At 67.4% G+C, this 16,682-nt stretch carries 14 protein-coding genes; 7 read left to right on the top strand and 7 right to left on the bottom strand.

Features of this window, described 5'->3' with window-relative positions:
- Positions 1–106: 106 nt before the first annotated feature.
- The 3 genes from J5V16_RS14210 to J5V16_RS14200 form a co-directional block, all read right to left on the bottom strand.
- Complete coding sequence (locus J5V16_RS14210; protein WP_208497008.1) at positions 107–1,366, bottom strand: RICIN domain-containing protein; 1,260 nt, start codon at positions 1,364–1,366, stop codon at positions 107–109.
- A gap of 342 nt (positions 1,367–1,708) precedes the next feature.
- A complete protein-coding gene (gene cds1 / locus J5V16_RS14205) occupies positions 1,709–2,779 on the bottom strand; it encodes an L-cysteine desulfhydrase Cds1 (RefSeq protein ID WP_208497007.1) in 1,071 nt (356 codons plus the stop codon).
- Positions 2,780–3,241 carry an Lrp/AsnC family transcriptional regulator gene (locus J5V16_RS14200; protein ID WP_208497006.1) on the bottom strand — a complete coding sequence of 154 codons (462 nt, stop codon included), beginning with the start codon at positions 3,239–3,241 and terminating at the stop codon, positions 2,780–2,782.
- A 226-nt stretch (positions 3,242–3,467) separates the two neighbouring features.
- Here J5V16_RS14200 and J5V16_RS14195 point away from each other — a divergent pair, with 226 nt between their 5' ends.
- The 3 genes from J5V16_RS14195 (at position 3,468) to J5V16_RS14185 (ending at position 7,779) form a co-directional block, all read left to right on the top strand.
- Positions 3,468–3,698: a BldC family transcriptional regulator gene (locus J5V16_RS14195; RefSeq protein ID WP_208497005.1), complete on the top strand. Its 231-nt coding sequence runs from the start codon at positions 3,468–3,470 to the stop codon at positions 3,696–3,698.
- A 521-nt stretch (positions 3,699–4,219) separates the two neighbouring features.
- Entirely contained in the window at positions 4,220–5,635 is a 1,416-nt protein-coding gene (locus J5V16_RS14190) for a glycoside hydrolase family 6 protein (protein WP_208497004.1), read from the top strand.
- Positions 5,636–6,012: 377 nt separating this feature from the next.
- Complete coding sequence (locus J5V16_RS14185; RefSeq protein WP_208497003.1) at positions 6,013–7,779, top strand: glycoside hydrolase family 6 protein; 1,767 nt, start codon at positions 6,013–6,015, stop codon at positions 7,777–7,779.
- A gap of 237 nt (positions 7,780–8,016) precedes the next feature.
- Here J5V16_RS14185 and J5V16_RS14180 read toward each other — a convergent pair whose 3' ends face one another.
- Both J5V16_RS14180 and J5V16_RS14175 read right to left on the bottom strand, forming a co-directional pair.
- Positions 8,017–8,709, bottom strand: a complete 693-nt coding sequence (locus tag J5V16_RS14180; protein ID WP_208497002.1) for a TetR/AcrR family transcriptional regulator — start codon at positions 8,707–8,709, stop codon at positions 8,017–8,019.
- A 14-nt stretch (positions 8,710–8,723) separates the two neighbouring features.
- A complete protein-coding gene (locus tag J5V16_RS14175; RefSeq protein WP_208497001.1) occupies positions 8,724–10,316 on the bottom strand; it encodes an MFS transporter in 1,593 nt (530 codons plus the stop codon).
- 282 nt (positions 10,317–10,598) lie between these two features.
- Here J5V16_RS14175 and J5V16_RS14170 point away from each other — a divergent pair, with 282 nt between their 5' ends.
- The 3 genes from J5V16_RS14170 (at position 10,599) to J5V16_RS14160 (ending at position 14,463) form a co-directional block, all read left to right on the top strand.
- The gene (locus J5V16_RS14170) at positions 10,599–12,059 is read left to right on the top strand and encodes a menaquinone biosynthesis decarboxylase (RefSeq protein WP_307792962.1); all 1,461 of its coding nucleotides are present in this window, start codon (positions 10,599–10,601) and stop codon (positions 12,057–12,059) included.
- Entirely contained in the window at positions 12,052–12,939 is an 888-nt protein-coding gene (gene mqnP, locus J5V16_RS14165) for a menaquinone biosynthesis prenyltransferase MqnP (protein ID WP_208496999.1), read from the top strand. The genes J5V16_RS14170 and mqnP overlap by 8 nt, the downstream gene beginning before the upstream one ends.
- Positions 12,940–13,014: 75 nt before the next feature.
- On the top strand, positions 13,015–14,463 hold the full coding sequence (locus tag J5V16_RS14160; protein ID WP_208496998.1) for an ATP-binding protein: 1,449 nt from the start codon (positions 13,015–13,017) through the stop codon (positions 14,461–14,463).
- On the opposite strand, the gene J5V16_RS14155 is transcribed toward J5V16_RS14160, so the two are convergent.
- Positions 14,387–14,959: a GntR family transcriptional regulator gene (locus J5V16_RS14155; RefSeq protein ID WP_208496997.1), complete on the bottom strand. Its 573-nt coding sequence runs from the start codon at positions 14,957–14,959 to the stop codon at positions 14,387–14,389. The two genes, J5V16_RS14160 and J5V16_RS14155, sit on opposite strands and share 77 nt — an antisense overlap.
- Before the next feature lie 196 nt (positions 14,960–15,155).
- Entirely contained in the window at positions 15,156–15,869 is a 714-nt protein-coding gene (locus tag J5V16_RS14150) for an NAD(P)-dependent oxidoreductase (RefSeq protein ID WP_208496996.1), read from the bottom strand.
- A gap of 118 nt (positions 15,870–15,987) precedes the next feature.
- Here J5V16_RS14150 and J5V16_RS14145 point away from each other — a divergent pair, with 118 nt between their 5' ends.
- On the top strand, positions 15,988–16,659 hold the full coding sequence (locus J5V16_RS14145) for a TetR/AcrR family transcriptional regulator C-terminal domain-containing protein (RefSeq protein WP_208496995.1): 672 nt from the start codon (positions 15,988–15,990) through the stop codon (positions 16,657–16,659).
- The last annotated feature ends 23 nt before the right edge of the window (positions 16,660–16,682 follow it).

The following is a 16,682-nucleotide window of genomic DNA, read 5'->3' as shown; positions in this document are numbered from 1 at the left end:
TGAAAAGTCAATACATGTCGATACATGTGAGAAGCCCGGTGGGATTCCGGAGGGTTGCGGGTCCGCGGCGCCCGTGAGGGCGGCGCCGCGGACCCGCCGGTGCGGATCAGCGGACGTGGGGGCCCAGGGCGCCGCCGAGGGCCTTCGCGCCCTCGGAGACCAGGCGCGCCATCTGGGTCGCGCCGTACTCGTGGAAGTGCGTGGAGTCGGCGAGGCCGTTCGGGTAGTTCGGGTACTCCCCGACCGCGAGGTGCATGAACACCTCGGCCTGGGCCTTGGCGGGGGTGATGAGGTTGAGGTAGGAACGCGAGCGCGCGCCGAGGTCGATGAAGCGCACGCCGGTCTCCGCGACCAGCTCGCGGACCTTCGCGCCGTAGGCCGCGAACGACTCGTTGAACTGGCCGGTCGAGGTGTTGTAGTCGAGGCGGTTGACCGGGGTGAGCAGCACCGGGATCGCGCCCTTGGCGGTGGCCCCGGCCATGTAGTGGTCGCGCAGGTACATCTTGTAGTCGGCGGGCGAGGTGTAGCGCTCGGGGTTGCCAGTGCTAGCGTCGTTGTGCCCGAACTGGACGAAGAGGTAGTCGCCGGGCTGGATCGCGTTGAGGATCGTGGTGAGGCGGCCCTGCTCGATGAAGGAGCGCGAGGAGCGGCCGCCGATGGCGTGGTTGGCGATGCGCGTGTTGGCGTCCATGAAGACGCCGAGCTTCTGGCCCCAGCCGGTCATCGGGTACGCCGAGGAGTTGTAGGTCTGGGCGGTGGAGTCGGAGGCGATGTAGATCGTCGGATTGCCGGAGGCGGGCGCGGCGTCGGCGGGGACGGGCTTCCACTGCTGGTTCTGGCCGCCGCCGTTGTCGTACTGGGACAGGCGCGAGCCCAGGGCGATGTTCCACTCCCAGACGTCGAGGGCCTTGCCGGAGTTGCGGTTGACGAAGCGGAGCCAGGTGCCGTCGTCGATGATCTGCCACTGCTGGTTCGTGCCGCCGTTGCCCGTCCACTGGACGATGTCGGCGCCGTTGGCGGTGGACTTGGCGTAGACGTCGAGGGCGAGACCGGAGTGGCGCGCCTCGATGCGGTAGTAGCCGCCGCCGGCGTCGACGAAGCGGAACTGCTGGGCGGCGGCGTAGCTGCGCTGGCGCTGGACGAGCTTGGCGCCGTTGGCGGTCGAGGCGCCGTCGATCTCGAGGGCGAGGCCGTTATAGCGGTTCTGGAGGACGTACCAGGTGCCGGGGGTGAAGGCGGCGCCCGCGGTGCCCGCGCCGAGGAGGCCGCCCGTGGCGGCGCCCGCGCCGAGCCCGGCGAGGAGGCCGAGGGAGCGGCGGGAGAGTTTGGCGCCGAAGGGGTTCGGGTGGTCCGACGGATGGGTCATGTCTGCTCCTTCGAAGAAGGGCACGCGGCGGTGAAACGATTCAGAATCGCGCGGTTCGCGAGCCCCTGCGAAGGACCTCGAGCGGTGCCGGGTGCGCCAAAGGTTTTACATACTTATACATTTCGATGTGTTTTGGAGCATCGTAGCCTCAAGGCAAACGTTCGCACAAGACCTGAGCGGCGGGCGGCTACTACCTGAGGCCGAGTACCATCCCCAACCCCCACCCACCCAGGGGACCGTTGGGCTCCACTTTGGCGCGGGGGACTGACAAGACAGCGGTTTCACGCTGGCGGAAGTGGTGCGAGTCTCGCCCTCAGGCAGGCGGCGGCGCACTGGCCCCCGTCAGGCCGGCAGCAGCGGGGCGAGTCTCGCTCTCGCCGCGTCGAGGTCGATGCCCTGGGCCGCGACCCAGTCGTCGTCGAAGTAGGTGCCGCCGTACCGCTGCCCCGAGTCGCACAGCAGGGTCACGATGCTGCCGCCGCGCCCGGCCTCGCGCATCTCCGCGATGAGCGCGAGCGCCGCGACGAGGTTGGTCCCGGTCGAACCGCCGAGGCGCCGTCCCAGCCGCGCCGAGGCCCAGCGCACGCACGCGATCGACTCGGCGTCGTCCACTTTCACCATGCGGTCCACGAGCTCGGGGATGAACGACGGCTCGACTTTCGGCCGCCCGATCCCCTCGATGCGCGAGCCGCGCTCCGCGGTCGCCTCGGGGTCGCCCTCGCGCCACCCGTCGAAGAACGCCGAGTGCTCGGGGTCGACCACGCACAGGCTGGTGGCGTGCTTGCGGAACCGCACGTACCGCCCGATGGTCGCCGAGGTCCCGCCCGTTCCCGCGCCGACCACGATCCACGCTGGGACCGGGTGCCGCTCGAGCCGCATCTGCTCGAACACGCTCTCGGCGATGTTGTTGTTCCCGCGCCAGTCGGTGGCCCGCTCGGCGTACGTGAACTGGTCCATGAAGTGTCCGCCGGTCTCGGCGGCGAGCCGTTCGGCCTCGGCGCAGACCTCGCCGGCCTCGCGCACCAGGTGCGCCTTGCCGCCGTACGACTCGATGAGCGCGATCTTGGCGGCGCTCGTCGACTCCGGCATGACGGCGGTGAACGGCAGCCCGAGCATGCGCGCGAAGTACGCCTCGCTCACGGCGGTCGAGCCGCTGGAGGCCTCGATGACCGGCGTGCCCTCGTCGATCCAGCCGTTGCAGATGGCGTAGAGGAACAATGAGCGCGCGAGCCGGTGCTTGAGCGAGCCGGTCGGGTGGGTCGACTCGTCCTTGAGGTAGAGGTCGACGCCCCACTCGGCGGGCAGCGGGAAGGGCAGCAGGTGGGTGTCGGCCGAGCGGTTCGCATCGGCTTCCACCGCGGTGATCGCCCAGTTGGTCCACTGCCGCGGGCGTGCCCGGTCGACGGAGCGCATTCAGTCCTCCTGCTCGTACGGGACGGGCTGGGGCCGGTCCTCCCACTTGGTCGAGAGGGTGATGGTGGTGCGCGTCTGGGCCACACCGGGAATCGCGCCGACGCGGTGGATGAGCCGTTCGAGATCGCCCATCTTGGGCACCCGCACCTTGAGTTGATAGCACTCGACGCCGGCGAGGAAATAGCACGACTCGATCTGCGGAATGGCGCGCAGGCGTTCGCAGATGTCGTGATGGTCGGCGGCGTTGTCGGGGATGATGCCGATGAGCGCGGTGATGCCGAGCCCTATGGCCTCGGAGTCGATGACGGCGCGGTAGCCGGCGATGACGCCGTTCTTCTCCAGTTTGGTGACGCGGTCCTGCACCGAGGGCGCGGTGAGACCGACCCTCCGCGCCAGTTCGGCGTAGGAGGTACGCCCGTCGGTGCGCAGAAGGTTCACGATGGTCTGGTCGATCTCGTCCACTCGTCGAGGATAACCAGAGTTGCCACTTGCGCCCTGTGCCTACCTCATACCCGCGTACTCCTAGAGCGTCGGATTCAGCCCAGAGCGTCGTTGCCATACGCGTGGTACTTTCAGGCAATACCTACCAGCCGAAAGTATGTCCAAGAACTCATGGCAGGTTTGACTGAATAGTGGTGTAATGGGTTTAACGCACGAAGTGAGTCTTCATCACGGGGAGGAAGAAATCATGGAGACCGAGGACCGCCTACTCACACCAGGCGAAGTGGCCACACTGTTCCGAGTCGATCCCAAGACCGTGACGCGCTGGGCCGCCGCAGGCCGGATCGGGAGCATACGCACACCGGGCGGGCACCGTCGGTTCCGCGAGTCGGAAGTGCGGGCCCTGCTCGAGGGTGATTCTGGAGCCCAGGCCACCTTCGAGTCCGGCAGTGCCCAGTTAACGGCAGTGCCCTGCTAGCCCAGCCGTAACGCGCGGCCGCCTCAGCGACCGCGATTCCGTGAACTGAACGACCGTCCGGCACAAGCCGGTCCCGCGCAGCGCCCCACGTCCGCACACGGCCGAGGAAGGACGCGCCCGGTACCGGCTTTTCGCGTGCCTGGCCCCGACGCCGCGGAACTTTCGAGCCCGCGCCGCCGCCCGCATGAGCAGGAGGGGGCGCGGGCTTTTTCGCCGCCCGGGCATGATCATTTCCAATGTGGAGTGGATTTGTTCCATTGAGGGCATTTGTTCACTTTCTGAAGTCGGGCTAATACCGTGAGTCGCCATAGTTGCCGCCAAAGGGAAAAATCTGGATTCTCCGGGATCGAGACCCTTGACATCACAGTGAGACATAGGCAAACTTCGATGTAAAGTTTGGGAGCGCTTCCGTGTCCACCCGGTACGCACGGAGCCTCCTCTGAGAGCAGGCCCGTCAGCGCGGCTTCGCCGCGCTCGCCGACCGGCTGCTCTGTCAACGCCCGACGATCAAGGGAAGGCACATGACACTCAACCGAAGGAAGCAGCGCCTGGGCGCCCTCGCGGCGGCGACGCTCGCCGCCGCCGCGGTCAGCACCGTCGCGCTCAGCAGCGCCGGAGCGCAGGAACGGCCGGACGACGCCGGCATCGCCCAGGCGAAGGTCGACAACCCCTACGAGGGCGCGCAGGTCTACGTGAACCCGCTGTGGTCCGCGAACGCCGCGGCCGAGCCCGGCGGCGCGGCCATCGCCGACGAGGCGACCGGCGTGTGGCTCGACCGCATCAGCGCCATCGAAGGCAACGACTCCCCCACGACCGGCGGCATGGGCCTCAAGGACCACCTCGACGAGGCCCTCGCCCAAGGCGCGGACGTCATCCAGTTCGTCATCTACAACCTGCCCGGCCGCGACTGCGCCGCCCTCGCCTCCAACGGCGAACTCAAGGCCGACGAGATCGACCGCTACAAGAGCGAGTACATCGACCCGATCGTGGCGATCCAGGGCGACCCGGCCTACGCGGGCCTGCGGATCGTCAACGTCATCGAGGTCGACTCGCTGCCGAACCTCGTCACCAACGTCTCGCCGCGGGCCACCGCGACCCCGAACTGCGACACGATGAAGGCCAACGGCAACTATATCGACGGCGTCTCGTACGCGGCGGCCGAACTCGGCGCGCTGCCGAACACCTACAACTACCTCGACGCGGGCCACCACGGCTGGATCGGGTGGACCAACGACGACCCGCAGTACGACAACTTCCACGCCTCGGCGGCGACCTTCGGGTCGCTCATCGGGGAGAACGGCATGACGGCCGACCACGTGCACGGCTTCATCACCAACACGGCGAACTACTCGCCGCTCGAGGAGCCGCACTGGGAGGTCGACCAGGTGGTCGGCGGCAAGCCGATCAACCAGAACGGCGACGTCAAGTGGGTCGACTGGAACGCCTACAACGGCGAGATCGACTTCTCGACGGCGTTCCGCGACGAGCTGGTCGCGAACGGCTTCAACGCCGACATCGGCATGCTGATCGACACCAGCCGCAACGGCTGGGGCGGCCCGGACCGGCCGGCCGGTCCGTCCGCGTCGACCGACCCGGTCACCTTCGTGGACGAGTCGCGCATCGACCAGCGCCACAACAAGGGCAACTGGTGCAACCAGGCCGGCGCGGGCCTCGGCGAGCGGCCGACGGTCGCGCCCGAGGCGGGGATCGACGCCTACGTGTGGATCAAGCCCCCGGGCGAGTCGGACGGCGCCTCAGAGCCGATCGACAACGACGAGGGCAAGGGCTTCGACCAGATGTGCGACCCCGCGTACGAGGGCAACATCCGCAACGGGTTCAACATGAGCGGGGCGCGGGGCGAGATGCCGCTCTCCGGCCACTGGTCCTCCGAGCAGTTCGCAGAGCTCCTGGCGAACGCCTACCCGCCGGTGAACTGACCACTTCGTCTGTCCGGCAGGTAGAGGGCGAACCGGCACTTCGCCCGCATGAAGACGGCGGGGCCGCGCATGGCGCGGCCCCGCCGCCGCGCGTCCACAATGCGGACTCGAGGGACGGTTGTGCGCCAAAGTTTTTCTAAGGGACCCGTCCGGTTCCGCGCGGGAGCGTTTTCACTGATTCAAGCGCTTGCCAATCTGGCGACCGCCTTCGAAAGCGTTGGCCGAACACGCCTCAGGAGGGAATTTTCCTGGGCGACCTCTTGACAGTTCATCAATATATCGGAGATTATCAATGCACATCTTGGGAGCGCTTCCCTGGATGGGCACCCGTTCCGGGCCGCGTGACGTGGCCAATCAACCCCGAAGGAAATCGAAACATGCAACTTTCTCGAAGGAGAAGGAGACTCGCGCTCACGAGCGTCGCCGTCGGCGCGCTCGCCGCGACGGGTCTGACCTTCGCTTCGGCGAACCAGGCACTCGCCGAAGAGGGCTGCGAAGTCGACTACAACGTGGTCAGCTCGTGGGGCGGCGGCTTCCAGGCCAACGTCGTCATCACCGCGGACGAGCCGATCAACGGCTGGGAGATCAAGTGGAACTTCCCGGCCGGCACCACCGTCTCCAACGCGTGGAACGTCGGGTGGACCCAGAGCGGGACCGGCTTCACCGGCAAGGACGTCGGCTGGAACGCCAGCATCGGCTCCGGCCAGAGCCGCGAGGTCTTCGGCTTCATCGGGAGCGGGTCCTCTGCGACTCCGGGCCAGTTCACGGTGAACGGCGACGTCTGCAACGGCCCGTCGAACCCGACCACCCCGCCGACCGAGACGCCGTCCGAGACGCCCACTGAGGACCCGGGCGGCGGCGACAAGGTCGACAACCCGTACGCGGGCGCGCAGGCCTATGTCAACCCGATCTGGTCCGCGAACGCCGCGGCCGAGCCGGGCGGCGACGCGATCGCCGACCAGCCGACCGGCGTCTGGATCGACCGCCGCTCCGCGATCTACGGCAACGGCTCCCCCACCACCGGCAGCATGGGCATCGAGGACCACCTCGACGAGGCCCTCGAGCAGGGCGCGGACGTCATCCAGTTCGTCATCTACAACCTGCCCGGCCGCGACTGCGCGGCGCTCGCCTCCAACGGCGAGCTGGCGGCGGACCAGATCGACGTCTACAAGAGCGAGTACATCGACCCGATCGTCGACATCATGGGCCAGGCGAAGTACGCCGACCTCAGGATCGTCAACGTCATCGAAGTCGACTCGCTGCCGAACCTCGTCACCAACGTCTCGCCGCGCGCGACCCAGACGGACAACTGCAACACCATGAAGGCCAACGGCAACTACGAGGACGGCATCTCCTACGCCGTCTCCGAGCTGGGCTCGCTGTCGAACACGTACAACTACCTCGACGTCGGCCACCACGGCTGGATCGGGTGGACGAACGACGACCCGCAGTACGACAACTTCCACGCCTCGGCCGCGCTGTACGGCGACCTCATCGGCATGAACGGCATGACCGCCGACGACGTCCACGGCTTCATCACCAACACCGCCAACTTCTCGGTGCTGGAAGAGCCTTACTGGGAGGTCAACCAGAACGTGGGCGGCAAGCCGCTCAACCAGAACGGCGACGTCAAGTGGGTCGACTGGAACGCCTACAACGGCGAGATCGACTTCGCCACGGCACTCCGTGAAGAGCTGATCGACAACGGCTTCAACTCGAACATCGGCATGCTGATCGACACCAGCCGCAACGGCTGGGGCGGCGACTACCGCCCGACCGGCCCGTCGACCTCGAACGACCCGATCACCTTCGTGGACGAGTCCCGGATCGACCAGCGCTACAACAAGGGCAACTGGTGCAACCAGGCCGGCGCCGGCCTCGGTGAGCGCCCGACCGTCTCGCCCGAGCCGGGCATCGACGCCTACGTCTGGATGAAGCCTCCGGGCGAGTCCGACGGCTCCTCGCAGTACATCCCGAACGACGAGGGCAAGGGCTTCGACGAGATGTGCGACCCCGACTACCAGGGCAACATCCGCAACGGCAACAACCCCTCCGGTTCTCGCGACAACATGCCGCTCTCGGGCCACTGGTCCTCTGAGCAGTTCGCGGAGCTCCTGGAGAACGCCTACCCGCCGGTCAACTAGTCGGCCTTGGAGCTCCGCGAACCAAGAAGCACAGCGCGGAGCTCCTGCCGGCGAACTAAGGCGGAACGACGGCCCGGCTCGCCGGGAGGCGGTGAGCCGGGCCCCCTAGACCAGATCCTCGGTTCCTTCCGGTGACCGGGCCCCGCGGGACGGCGGGGCCCGGTCGCATCTGGTCGGAGGAACGGACGCGGCCTTCACGATCGGCGGATCGTGAAGGCCGCGATACGTTTGCGCGCCTTAAGAAGCCAGCGCGGTGCCGATCCCCTTCAGGAAGGAGTCGACGAGGCGCTCGATGGTGTCGGGCGCCTGGACGTCGGCGTACTGGCCGTACACGTAGATCGTCAGCAGCGGGCTGATGAACATGGCCACGGCCAGGTGCAGGTCGAGATCGGGCCGGGCCTGGCCGCGGTCGATCCAGTACGAGAACGTGTCGCGCACGAACTTGCGGCGGTGCTCGACGAACCGGTGGTGGTGATGCTGGTAGTCGGGGTCGTTGACCGCCAGCATCATGCATTTGACGACCTTCATGTCACGCGGGTCGACGACCCGGGTCATGCTGTGCGCCAGGTGGATCAGGTCGTCGCGCAGCGAGGTGCGGGGCATGTCGGCCGGGAGCGGGGCCTTGACGCTCTCCATGGCCGCGGCGATGATCTCGCCCTTGGCCGAGAAGCGCCGATAGATGGAGGCCTTGGAGACGCCGGAGCGCTCCGCGATGGCCTCCACGCTGACCTCGGTGACGTTCTCGTACTCGGCGATGAGGTCGAGGGTGGCCTCCAGGATGGCCTGGCTGACCGCCTCGCTGCGGGGCCGGCCCTTGTTGGGGGCCGGGGCCGCGGCGCCGCCGGGGGCAGTGTCGCCGGCAGCGCCGGTGGCGCTGTCCGGAGCGGCATGGTCCGGGACGGTCGGCGTCTCGCTGAGCTCGGCAGGCATGGCCCGATTCTCCCCTAGGCCTCGATGAGGGCGGCTTCGGCGGCCTCCGCAGGGGTCTCGGTCTCGCGGCGCTGCCGTCCGGGGAAGAAGAGCGCGATGATGACGAGGCCCACGAGGGCGACGCCGATGGCCGAGAACGCGGTGATGTGCAGGGCGTCGATGAACGAGCTGTCGGCCGCGCTGGTGACGGCTGCGGCGGCGTCGGCCGGGAGGGCCCCGCTCTCGAGGGCGCCGTACGTGGCGGCGTAGGACTCTCGGGCGGCGTCGGGCAGCTGCGGGGCGGCGTCGCCGATGCGGGACTGGTAGGCCTGGGCCATGACGGTGCCGAGCACGGCGACGCCGAGTGCGCCGCCGACCTGGCGGAGCGTGTTGGCGAGCGCGGAGCCGACGCCGGCCTTCTCCTTGGGCACCGAGGACATCAGCGTGTTCATCGCGGGCGGCATGAGGTTGGCCATGCCGGCGCCGGTGATGAGGAAGAGGACGATGACGACCCAGACGGGGGTGTCGGCCTCGAAGACGAGCGCGGTGACCGTGAAGTTGGTGATGACCAGGAGCATCGCGACGATGCCGACGGTCTTGGCGCCGAAGCGCTGCACGAGGGTGTTCGAGAGCGGGGCGAAGACGAGCATCGAGGCGCCGAACGGCAGGAACAGCAGACCGGTCTCCAGCGGGGTGTAGCCCTTGAGGAGCTGGAGGTAGAAGGTCATGAAGAACATCAGGCCCATCATCCCGAAGAAGGTGAGGGTGATGATGGCCGAGGAGGCCGAGAACCGGGTGTTCTTGAAGAGGTTCATGTCGAGCGAGGCGTGCGGGATGCGCTTCTCCCACAGGACGAAGCCGACGAGGACGATCACGCCGAGCGCGATGGTGCCCCAGACTTCGATGCCGGACCAGGAGCCGGAGTCGCCGGCTTCGATGATGCCGTAGGTGAGGCTGACGAGGCCGATCATGGAGAGGGCCATGCCGACGAAGTCGGCCTTGGCCTGGCTGCCCTTGGACTCGGGCGCGAGGATCGAGACGGCGACGATGCCGAAGACGACGATCGGCACGTTGATGAGGAAGACCGAGCCCCACCAGAAGTGCTCGAGGAGCGCGCCGCCGACGATCGGGCCGATGGCGCCGCCGATGCCGACCGCGCCGGTCCAGATGCCGAGGGCCTTGGGGAACTCCTTGGCGGAGAAGACGTTGCGCAGCAGCGACAGGGTGGAGGGCATCATGACGGCGGCGCCGGCGCCCATGAGGGCGCGGTACCAGATGAGCTGGTCGGGCGTGCTGGCGTAGGCGGAGAGCAGCGAGGCGAGGCCGAAGACGACGAGGCCGCCGATGAGCATGCGCTTGCGGCCGATGCGGTCGCCGATGATGCCGGAGGCGAAGAGGAGTCCGGCGAAGACGAGGGTGTAGGAGTTGATCATCCAGGCGAGGTCGCTCTGGCTGGCCTCGACGCCTTCGGGCGCGGGCGCGGCCAGGGTCTTCATGGCGACGTTGAGGACGGTGTTGTCGAGGACGACGACGATGAGGCTGATGACCAGGACGCCGAGGATGGCCCACCGGCGGGGGTGGCCTTGGTCCTCGACTTCAGGGGTCGGTTCGGAACGGGTGTCGCTCACAGGGTTTCCGTTTCTGTGTTTCAGAGAGTCAGTGCATCTTGGCGATGTCTCGCCGCGGCGCCGACCGCGGCTCGCGCGCGGCGGGCTCGGCCCGGGGCGCGCTGGTGTTCGACCGGCGGGGTTGTCGTACCCCGCTCGTATCGTGGTGTTGCCTCGAGCCTACGCCTTTTCGAAACGAGACGGTACCGTATCGTAATGTACCTCACAGGTGCAGTGCCCGCCATCACCAGGTCGAAGTAGAGCCCGGAAATGTGACCGCGGGCGGGTGGTTGAATGAACTCCGTGGCACCCAAGTTCCCGTACGAAGACCTGCAGGCGTTCCTGGCCGCCCTCGAAGCCGACGGCGACCTCAAGCGCGTCAAGGCCGAGGTCGACCCGCACCTCGAGATCTCCGAGATCACGCAGCGGGTGATCCGCGAGGACGGCCCGGCCCTGCTCTTCGAGAACCCGGCCGGCAGCCACATCCCCGTGGCGATCAACCTCTTCGGCACCGAGGCGCGCATGGCCAAGGCCCTCGGCGTCGACTCCCTCAACGAGATCGGCGACCGCATCGGCGCCCTCGCCAAGCCCGAGCTGCCGGTCGGCTGGGCGGGCATCCGCGACGGCCTCGGCAAGCTCATGCAGCTCAAGTCCGTGCCGCCCAAGAAGATCCGCAAGGCCCCGTGCCAAGAGGTGGTCTTCACCGGCGACGACGTCGACCTGGACATGCTCCCGGGCCTCCAGGTCTGGCCCGGCGACGGCGGCGTCTTCCACAACTTCGGGCTCACCCACACCAAGCACCCCGAGACCGGCAAGCGCAACGTCGGCCTCTACCGGCTCCAGCAGCACACCGAGCGCTCGATCGGCCTGCACTGGCAGATCCACAAGAACTCGACCTCGCACTACGCCGAGGCCGAGAAGCGCGGCGAGCGGCTGCCCGTGGCGATCGCGATCGGCCCGGACCCGGTGATGGCGTACGCCGCGACCGCGCCGCTCCCGCCGGACATCGACGAATACCTGTTCGCGGGCTTCCTGCGGGGCGAGCGCGTCGAGATGGTCGACTGCCTCACCGTCCCGCTCCAGGTTCCGGCGAACTCGCAGATCGTGCTCGAGGGCTGGGCCGAGCCGGGCGAGCGCCTGCCCGAGGGTCCGTTCGGCGACCACACCGGGTTCTACACGCCAGTGGAGCCGTTCCCGGTCATGCACATCGAGGCGATGACGATGCGCCAGAACCCGATCTACCACACGATCATCACCTCGGCCCCGCCCCAGGAGGACCACGGGCTGGGCAAGGCGACCGAGCGGATCTTCCTGCCGCTCGTCAAGATCATGATCCCGGAGATCGTCGACTACGACATGCCTGCGGCCGGGGTCTTCCACAACTGCGTGATCGTCTCGATCGACAAGAAGTTCCCGAAGCAGGCGCAGAAGGTCATGAGCGCGATCTGGGGCCTGCAGATGATGAGCCTGACGAAGCTCATCGTCGTGGTGGACGCCGACTGCGACGTGCACGACTACCGCGAGGTCGCCTGGCGCGCACTGGGCAATGTGGACTACTCGCGGGACCTGCTCCTCACCGAAGGCCCCGTCGACCACCTCGACCACGCCTCCTACCACCAGTTCTGGGGCGGCAAGGCCGGCATCGACGCGACCGCGAAGTGGCCCGAGGAGGGCTACACGCGCGGCTGGCCCGAGGCGATGCAGATGAGCTCGGCAGTCAAAGCGTCCGTCGACCGCCGCTGGAAAGAGTACGGACTTGACTGAGACCCTCACCCCGAAGCCCAACCACGTCAAGGACTTCCTGAAGCTCGTCGCCTTCGAGCACTCGGTGTTCGCCCTGCCCTTCGCGTACCTCTCGACCCTGACGGTCATGACCCTGGAGGACGCCTTCAGCTGGTGGGTCCTCGTCCTGGTCACCGTCGCGATGGTGAGCGCGAGAACCCTGGCGATGGCCGCCAACCGCATCATCGACCGGAAGATCGACGCGAAGAACCCGCGCACCGCGAAGCGGGAACTCGTCACCGGCAGAGTCTCGCTGAAGACCGCCTACATCGGCTGCGGAGTCAGCCTCGTGGCACTCCTCGCCTCGGCCTGGTTGCTGAACCCGCTCTGCCTGGCGCTGAGCCCGCTCGCCGTCGCCCCGCTCATCGTCTACCCGTACGCGAAGCGGTTCACGGACTACCCGCACGCGATCCTTGGCTTGGCCCAGATGGTCGCCCCGGTGGGCGCGTGGCTCGCGGTGACGGGCACGTTCGAGGGCTCGGCCCCTTCGATCGTCCTCGGCGCGGCCGTTGGCCTCTGGATCGGCGGCTTCGACCTCATATACGCCTGCCAGGACATCGACATCGACCGCGAAATCGGCGTCCACTCCACCCCGGCCCGCTGGGGCGTCAAGGTCGCCCTCCACGCCTCCACCGTGACCCACGCGATCGCCTGGGCCGCCTTCGCCTGGTTCGGCGCCCTGACCGGCTTCGGATGGATCTACTGGATCGGCCTCGCGGTCGTGGCGATCGCCCTCGCCTACGAGCACGCGGTCGTCAAACCGCACGACCTCTCCAAGGTCAACCGCGCCTTCTTCACCGCCAACGGCTTCGTGGCGGTGGCCCTCTTCGCCTTCGCCCTGGCAGACCTGCTGCTCCGCTGAGGAATTTTTCATGGAACTATAGTTCATGGAAGTATACTTCTATAAACTATAGTTCCATGAAAGACAGGGTAAGTGATGGACAAACCCGACCTTCTCTTCGCCCGCGATCGAGAGTGGCAGGCGCTCGACCAGTTCGTGACCAGCCCTGAACCGGATCTGACCCTCGCCATCGTCAGCGGGCGCCGACGCCAGGGCAAGACCTTCCTTCTCCAGGCGTTGACACGCGCCACCGGTGGCTTCTACTTCGCTGCGGAATCTGCGACAGAGCACGAATCTCTGGCCCAGTTCGGACAGGCGTTGGCCAGCTACCTGCAATTCCCGATGGCCTTCACCTTCGATTCATGGAAGGACGCCTTCGATCAGATGCTGGAGCACTGCCGCGGGCGAACCATCGTCATCGACGAATTCCCGTACATCCTTCGCGCCTCGCCGTCGGTGGCTTCCATGATCCAGCACCAGATCGACGGCCGTCAGCAACCGTGGAGCGACGCTGGCGGGACCCGCCTCATTCTTTGCGGGTCTGCGATGGCCGTCATGGGCGGACTTCTGAAAGGCAACGCCCCACTACGAGGCCGCGCCTCCCTCGAACTGGTCGTCAAACCCTTCGACTACCGGACCGCTGCCCGGTTCTGGGAGGCCGACGATCCTCGCCTGGCCGCGCTGCTCCACTCGGTTACCGGCGGTACCCCCGCGTACCGAACTCGGTTCGTCAGGTTTCAGACGCCGGCGGACCTCGCGGAATTCGACGAGTGGGTGGTCAGGAGCGTGCTCGACCAGGGATCGCCGCTGTACCGCGAGGGCCGCTATCTCATCGCGAGCGAGGGCGAGGTCCGAAGCGATTCGCTGTATCACGCAGTGCTCGGTGCAATCGCCTCCGGACGGCGCACTCGCAGCGGCATCGCCGAGCACTGCGGCCGACAGGCCGCCGACCTCACACATGCGCTGTCAGTACTGGAGGACTGCGATCTGATCCGCATCGAGCCCGATGCGTTCAGATCGAACCGTCATCTGTTCCGCATTAGTGAACCGCTGATCCACTTCTACGAGGCGATCATGCGCCCGGAGTGGTCGCGACTCGAACTCGGCAAGGCCGAAGCGGTGTGGCGCGAGAGCGCGCCGAAATTCGACAGCCGGGTCATGGGACCCCACTTCGAACAGCTCTGCCGTGCTTACGCCGCCACGACCGACCGCTTCGGCGCCTACCCCGCCGAAGTCTCCTCGGGAACTTTGACCGACAAGGAGACCAGGACCCCTATCGAGGTCGATGTCGTCGCAACGACAGCGGCTGATGCCAATCGGCCCAAGCGACTGCTGTGCGTCGGCGAGGCCAAGTGGGGCACACGCATGGACTTGCACCACCTCGCGCGCCTCGCCCGGGTCCGAGACCTGCTCGCGGCCAAGCACGACGTGTCGGAGGCCGCATTGGCATGCTTCGGCGCCAAGGGCTTCAGCGACGACCTCGTCGCGGCTGCCTCGAAAGACACGCGAATTCACTTGGTCGGCCTTGCAGACCTCTACCGATAAAGACAGGGCTCTGGATCGAAGCGTGGTATTCGAGCTCGTAGGCGCTGCTGTCGAGGATCATCTCGGTGACTTCGACGCAGCGGTCTTCGGCGTCGTAGGCGGTGCGGGTGATCGCGATGACCGGTGTGCCGCCGGGGAGTTCGAGCGCGGTCCGCTCCGCCGGGAACGGCATTCGGGCGTGCAGGCGCTCGGTGAAGCGGATCGGTTCACGGCCGATTTCGGCGAGGCGCGCGTAGACGCCGCCGGGACCCGTGTCGGTGTAGACGATCGGGGTGGCCCGGACCATGCCGACCGGGTAGAAGGAGTCGGCGAGCTGCACGGGCCGCTGCTCGACCGCGAACCGCCTCGAACGGCACAGGACCGGGTCCCCGGGCGCGATGTCCAGACAGGAGGCGACTGTCTCGCTCGCGGGCCTCTCGCCGACGGTCACCTCGACTACACGTCCCCGCTTGCCGGTGTCGGTGTCCTGGATCGCCTCGATGCTGGTCGTCCGCATACCCTTCGGATCCTTGGACGGCGATGTGGTCGTTGATGGGGTCGGCGAGCGCGGGAGCGGCGACCGCCCAGGACGCCATGGGAATGCCGACGACGGCCGCGACCAGGGCCGCACGGATCTTGCCTTCTTTGACCATTGTGTACTCACACCGTGGCGGCTAGGTCGAATAGGCGGTTGAAATACATGGCGGTCGAGGTCAGGCGGCTGCTTGCTTGTGGGCGAGGGCTGAGGGGGTTTGGCAGCCGACGATGGCGGGGGCCTCTTGGACGAGGGCGTCGTTGCCGGCGGCTTCGACCATGAAGAGGGCGAAGTCGGTGCGGCGGGTCATGTTGCTCTCGAGGACGGGGTCGCCGACGTGGCGGGTCCAGACGGGGAGGCCCTGACTCGGGCCTTCTTCGAGGTCGGAGCCGCGGACGACCGTCCAGCGGGTGCCGCTGTTGAAGATCAGGTCGGTGGCGCGGTACTGGTCGTCGAGGTCGATGAGGCGGGTGATCCGCATGAACCGGGCGAAGGCGACCTGGGCCTTGAGGAGCCGGGAGTACTTGTCCCGGCCGTCGCGGGTGATGTGCCAGCCGCACGAGAAGATCAGGCGCGCATCGGGTTTCGCGAAGTCGATCACGGCCCGGGCGGTGCCCGAGGAGTAGTCCTGGACACCCCAGGGCACGAGCACCGTCAGCACGGCGTCGCAGCCTTCGACGGCCTTCTTGATGACCTCGCGGTCGTTCGTCTGGCCGCCGATGATCGTGATGCGGTCGGCGTAGTCGGCGAGCTTCGGGATGCTCTTCTCGCGGCAGACGCCCACGACCTCGTAGCCCCGGTCCAGCGCGTGCTGCACCATGTAGCGCCCGAGCTTGCCGGAGGCGCCGACGATGCAGAGCTTCTTGCCCGTGTGCTGCTCGATGGGTTCCATGACGTGCTCCTCAGAGTGAAGGGTGGCTCGAACTCTTAATCCGTACCTTTACACTGTACAGGAAAACTGTACGGTGTAAAGTACGGCGCGGGAGACTTCGGCGGACCGGGAGTTCTGAATGACGGAAGAGGCTGCGCCCAAGCACGGCCGGGGGTCGTTGAGCAGGGAGAAGGTGCTGCGCGAGGCCGTCGCGATGGCCGACGCGGCCGGGGGCGAGGTGCCGAGCACCCGCAAGCTCGCCGAGCGGCTGGGGGTGCGGGCCATGGCGCTCTACCACCACTTCAAGAACAAGGACGAACTCCTCGACGGCATGGTCGACCTCGTGTTCGCCGAGATCGAGCTGCCCGAGGACGGCGTCGCCTGGGACGAGGCGATGCGTCGGCGCGCCTCCTCGATGCGCGACGCGCTCAACCGGCATCCGTGGGCCATCGCGCTCATGGACTCGCGGGCCGACCCCGGCCCGGCGACGCTGCGGCACCACAATGCGGTGATCGGCTGCCTGCTCGCGGGCGGGTTCACGATCGCCGGTGCGGCGCATGCGTTCTCGCTGCTCGACAGTTACGTCTACGGCTTCGCGATCCAGGAGCAGGCGCTGCCGTTCGAGAACGGCGCCGACATGGAGGAGGTCGCCGCGGGCCTCGTGACCGAGGAGGCGGCCGCGGCGTTCCCGCACCTCGCGGCAATGGCGCTCGAGCTCACCCTCAAGCCGGGGTACCGGTACGGGGACGAGTTCGCGATCGGGTTGGGGCTCATCGTGGACGGGCTCGCCGCGCGCCGCGAATCCTGGTAGGCCGAGCCGGGAGCTCATTTCGG

Source organism: Glycomyces niveus (assembly GCF_017592475.1).
GTDB classification, from domain to species: domain Bacteria; phylum Actinomycetota; class Actinomycetes; order Mycobacteriales; family Micromonosporaceae; genus Glycomyces; species Glycomyces niveus.
This window is presented reverse-complemented; position numbering and strand designations above follow the sequence as displayed.

Coding starts and splice junctions, on each gene's coding strand:
- J5V16_RS14210 (WP_208497008.1), bottom strand. CDS start 1,366: ATGACCCATCCGTCGGACCACCCGAACCCCTTCGGCGCCAAACTCTCC.
- cds1 (WP_208497007.1), bottom strand. CDS start 2,779: ATGCGCTCCGTCGACCGGGCACGCCCGCGGCAGTGGACCAACTGGGCG.
- J5V16_RS14195 (WP_208497005.1), top strand. CDS start 3,468: ATGGAGACCGAGGACCGCCTACTCACACCAGGCGAAGTGGCCACACTG.
- J5V16_RS14190 (WP_208497004.1), top strand. CDS start 4,220: ATGACACTCAACCGAAGGAAGCAGCGCCTGGGCGCCCTCGCGGCGGCG.
- J5V16_RS14185 (WP_208497003.1), top strand. CDS start 6,013: ATGCAACTTTCTCGAAGGAGAAGGAGACTCGCGCTCACGAGCGTCGCC.
- J5V16_RS14180 (WP_208497002.1), bottom strand. CDS start 8,709: ATGCCTGCCGAGCTCAGCGAGACGCCGACCGTCCCGGACCATGCCGCT.
- J5V16_RS14160 (WP_208496998.1), top strand. CDS start 13,015: ATGGACAAACCCGACCTTCTCTTCGCCCGCGATCGAGAGTGGCAGGCG.
- J5V16_RS14155 (WP_208496997.1), bottom strand. CDS start 14,959: ATGCGGACGACCAGCATCGAGGCGATCCAGGACACCGACACCGGCAAG.
- J5V16_RS14150 (WP_208496996.1), bottom strand. CDS start 15,869: ATGGAACCCATCGAGCAGCACACGGGCAAGAAGCTCTGCATCGTCGGC.
- J5V16_RS14145 (WP_208496995.1), top strand. CDS start 15,988: ATGACGGAAGAGGCTGCGCCCAAGCACGGCCGGGGGTCGTTGAGCAGG.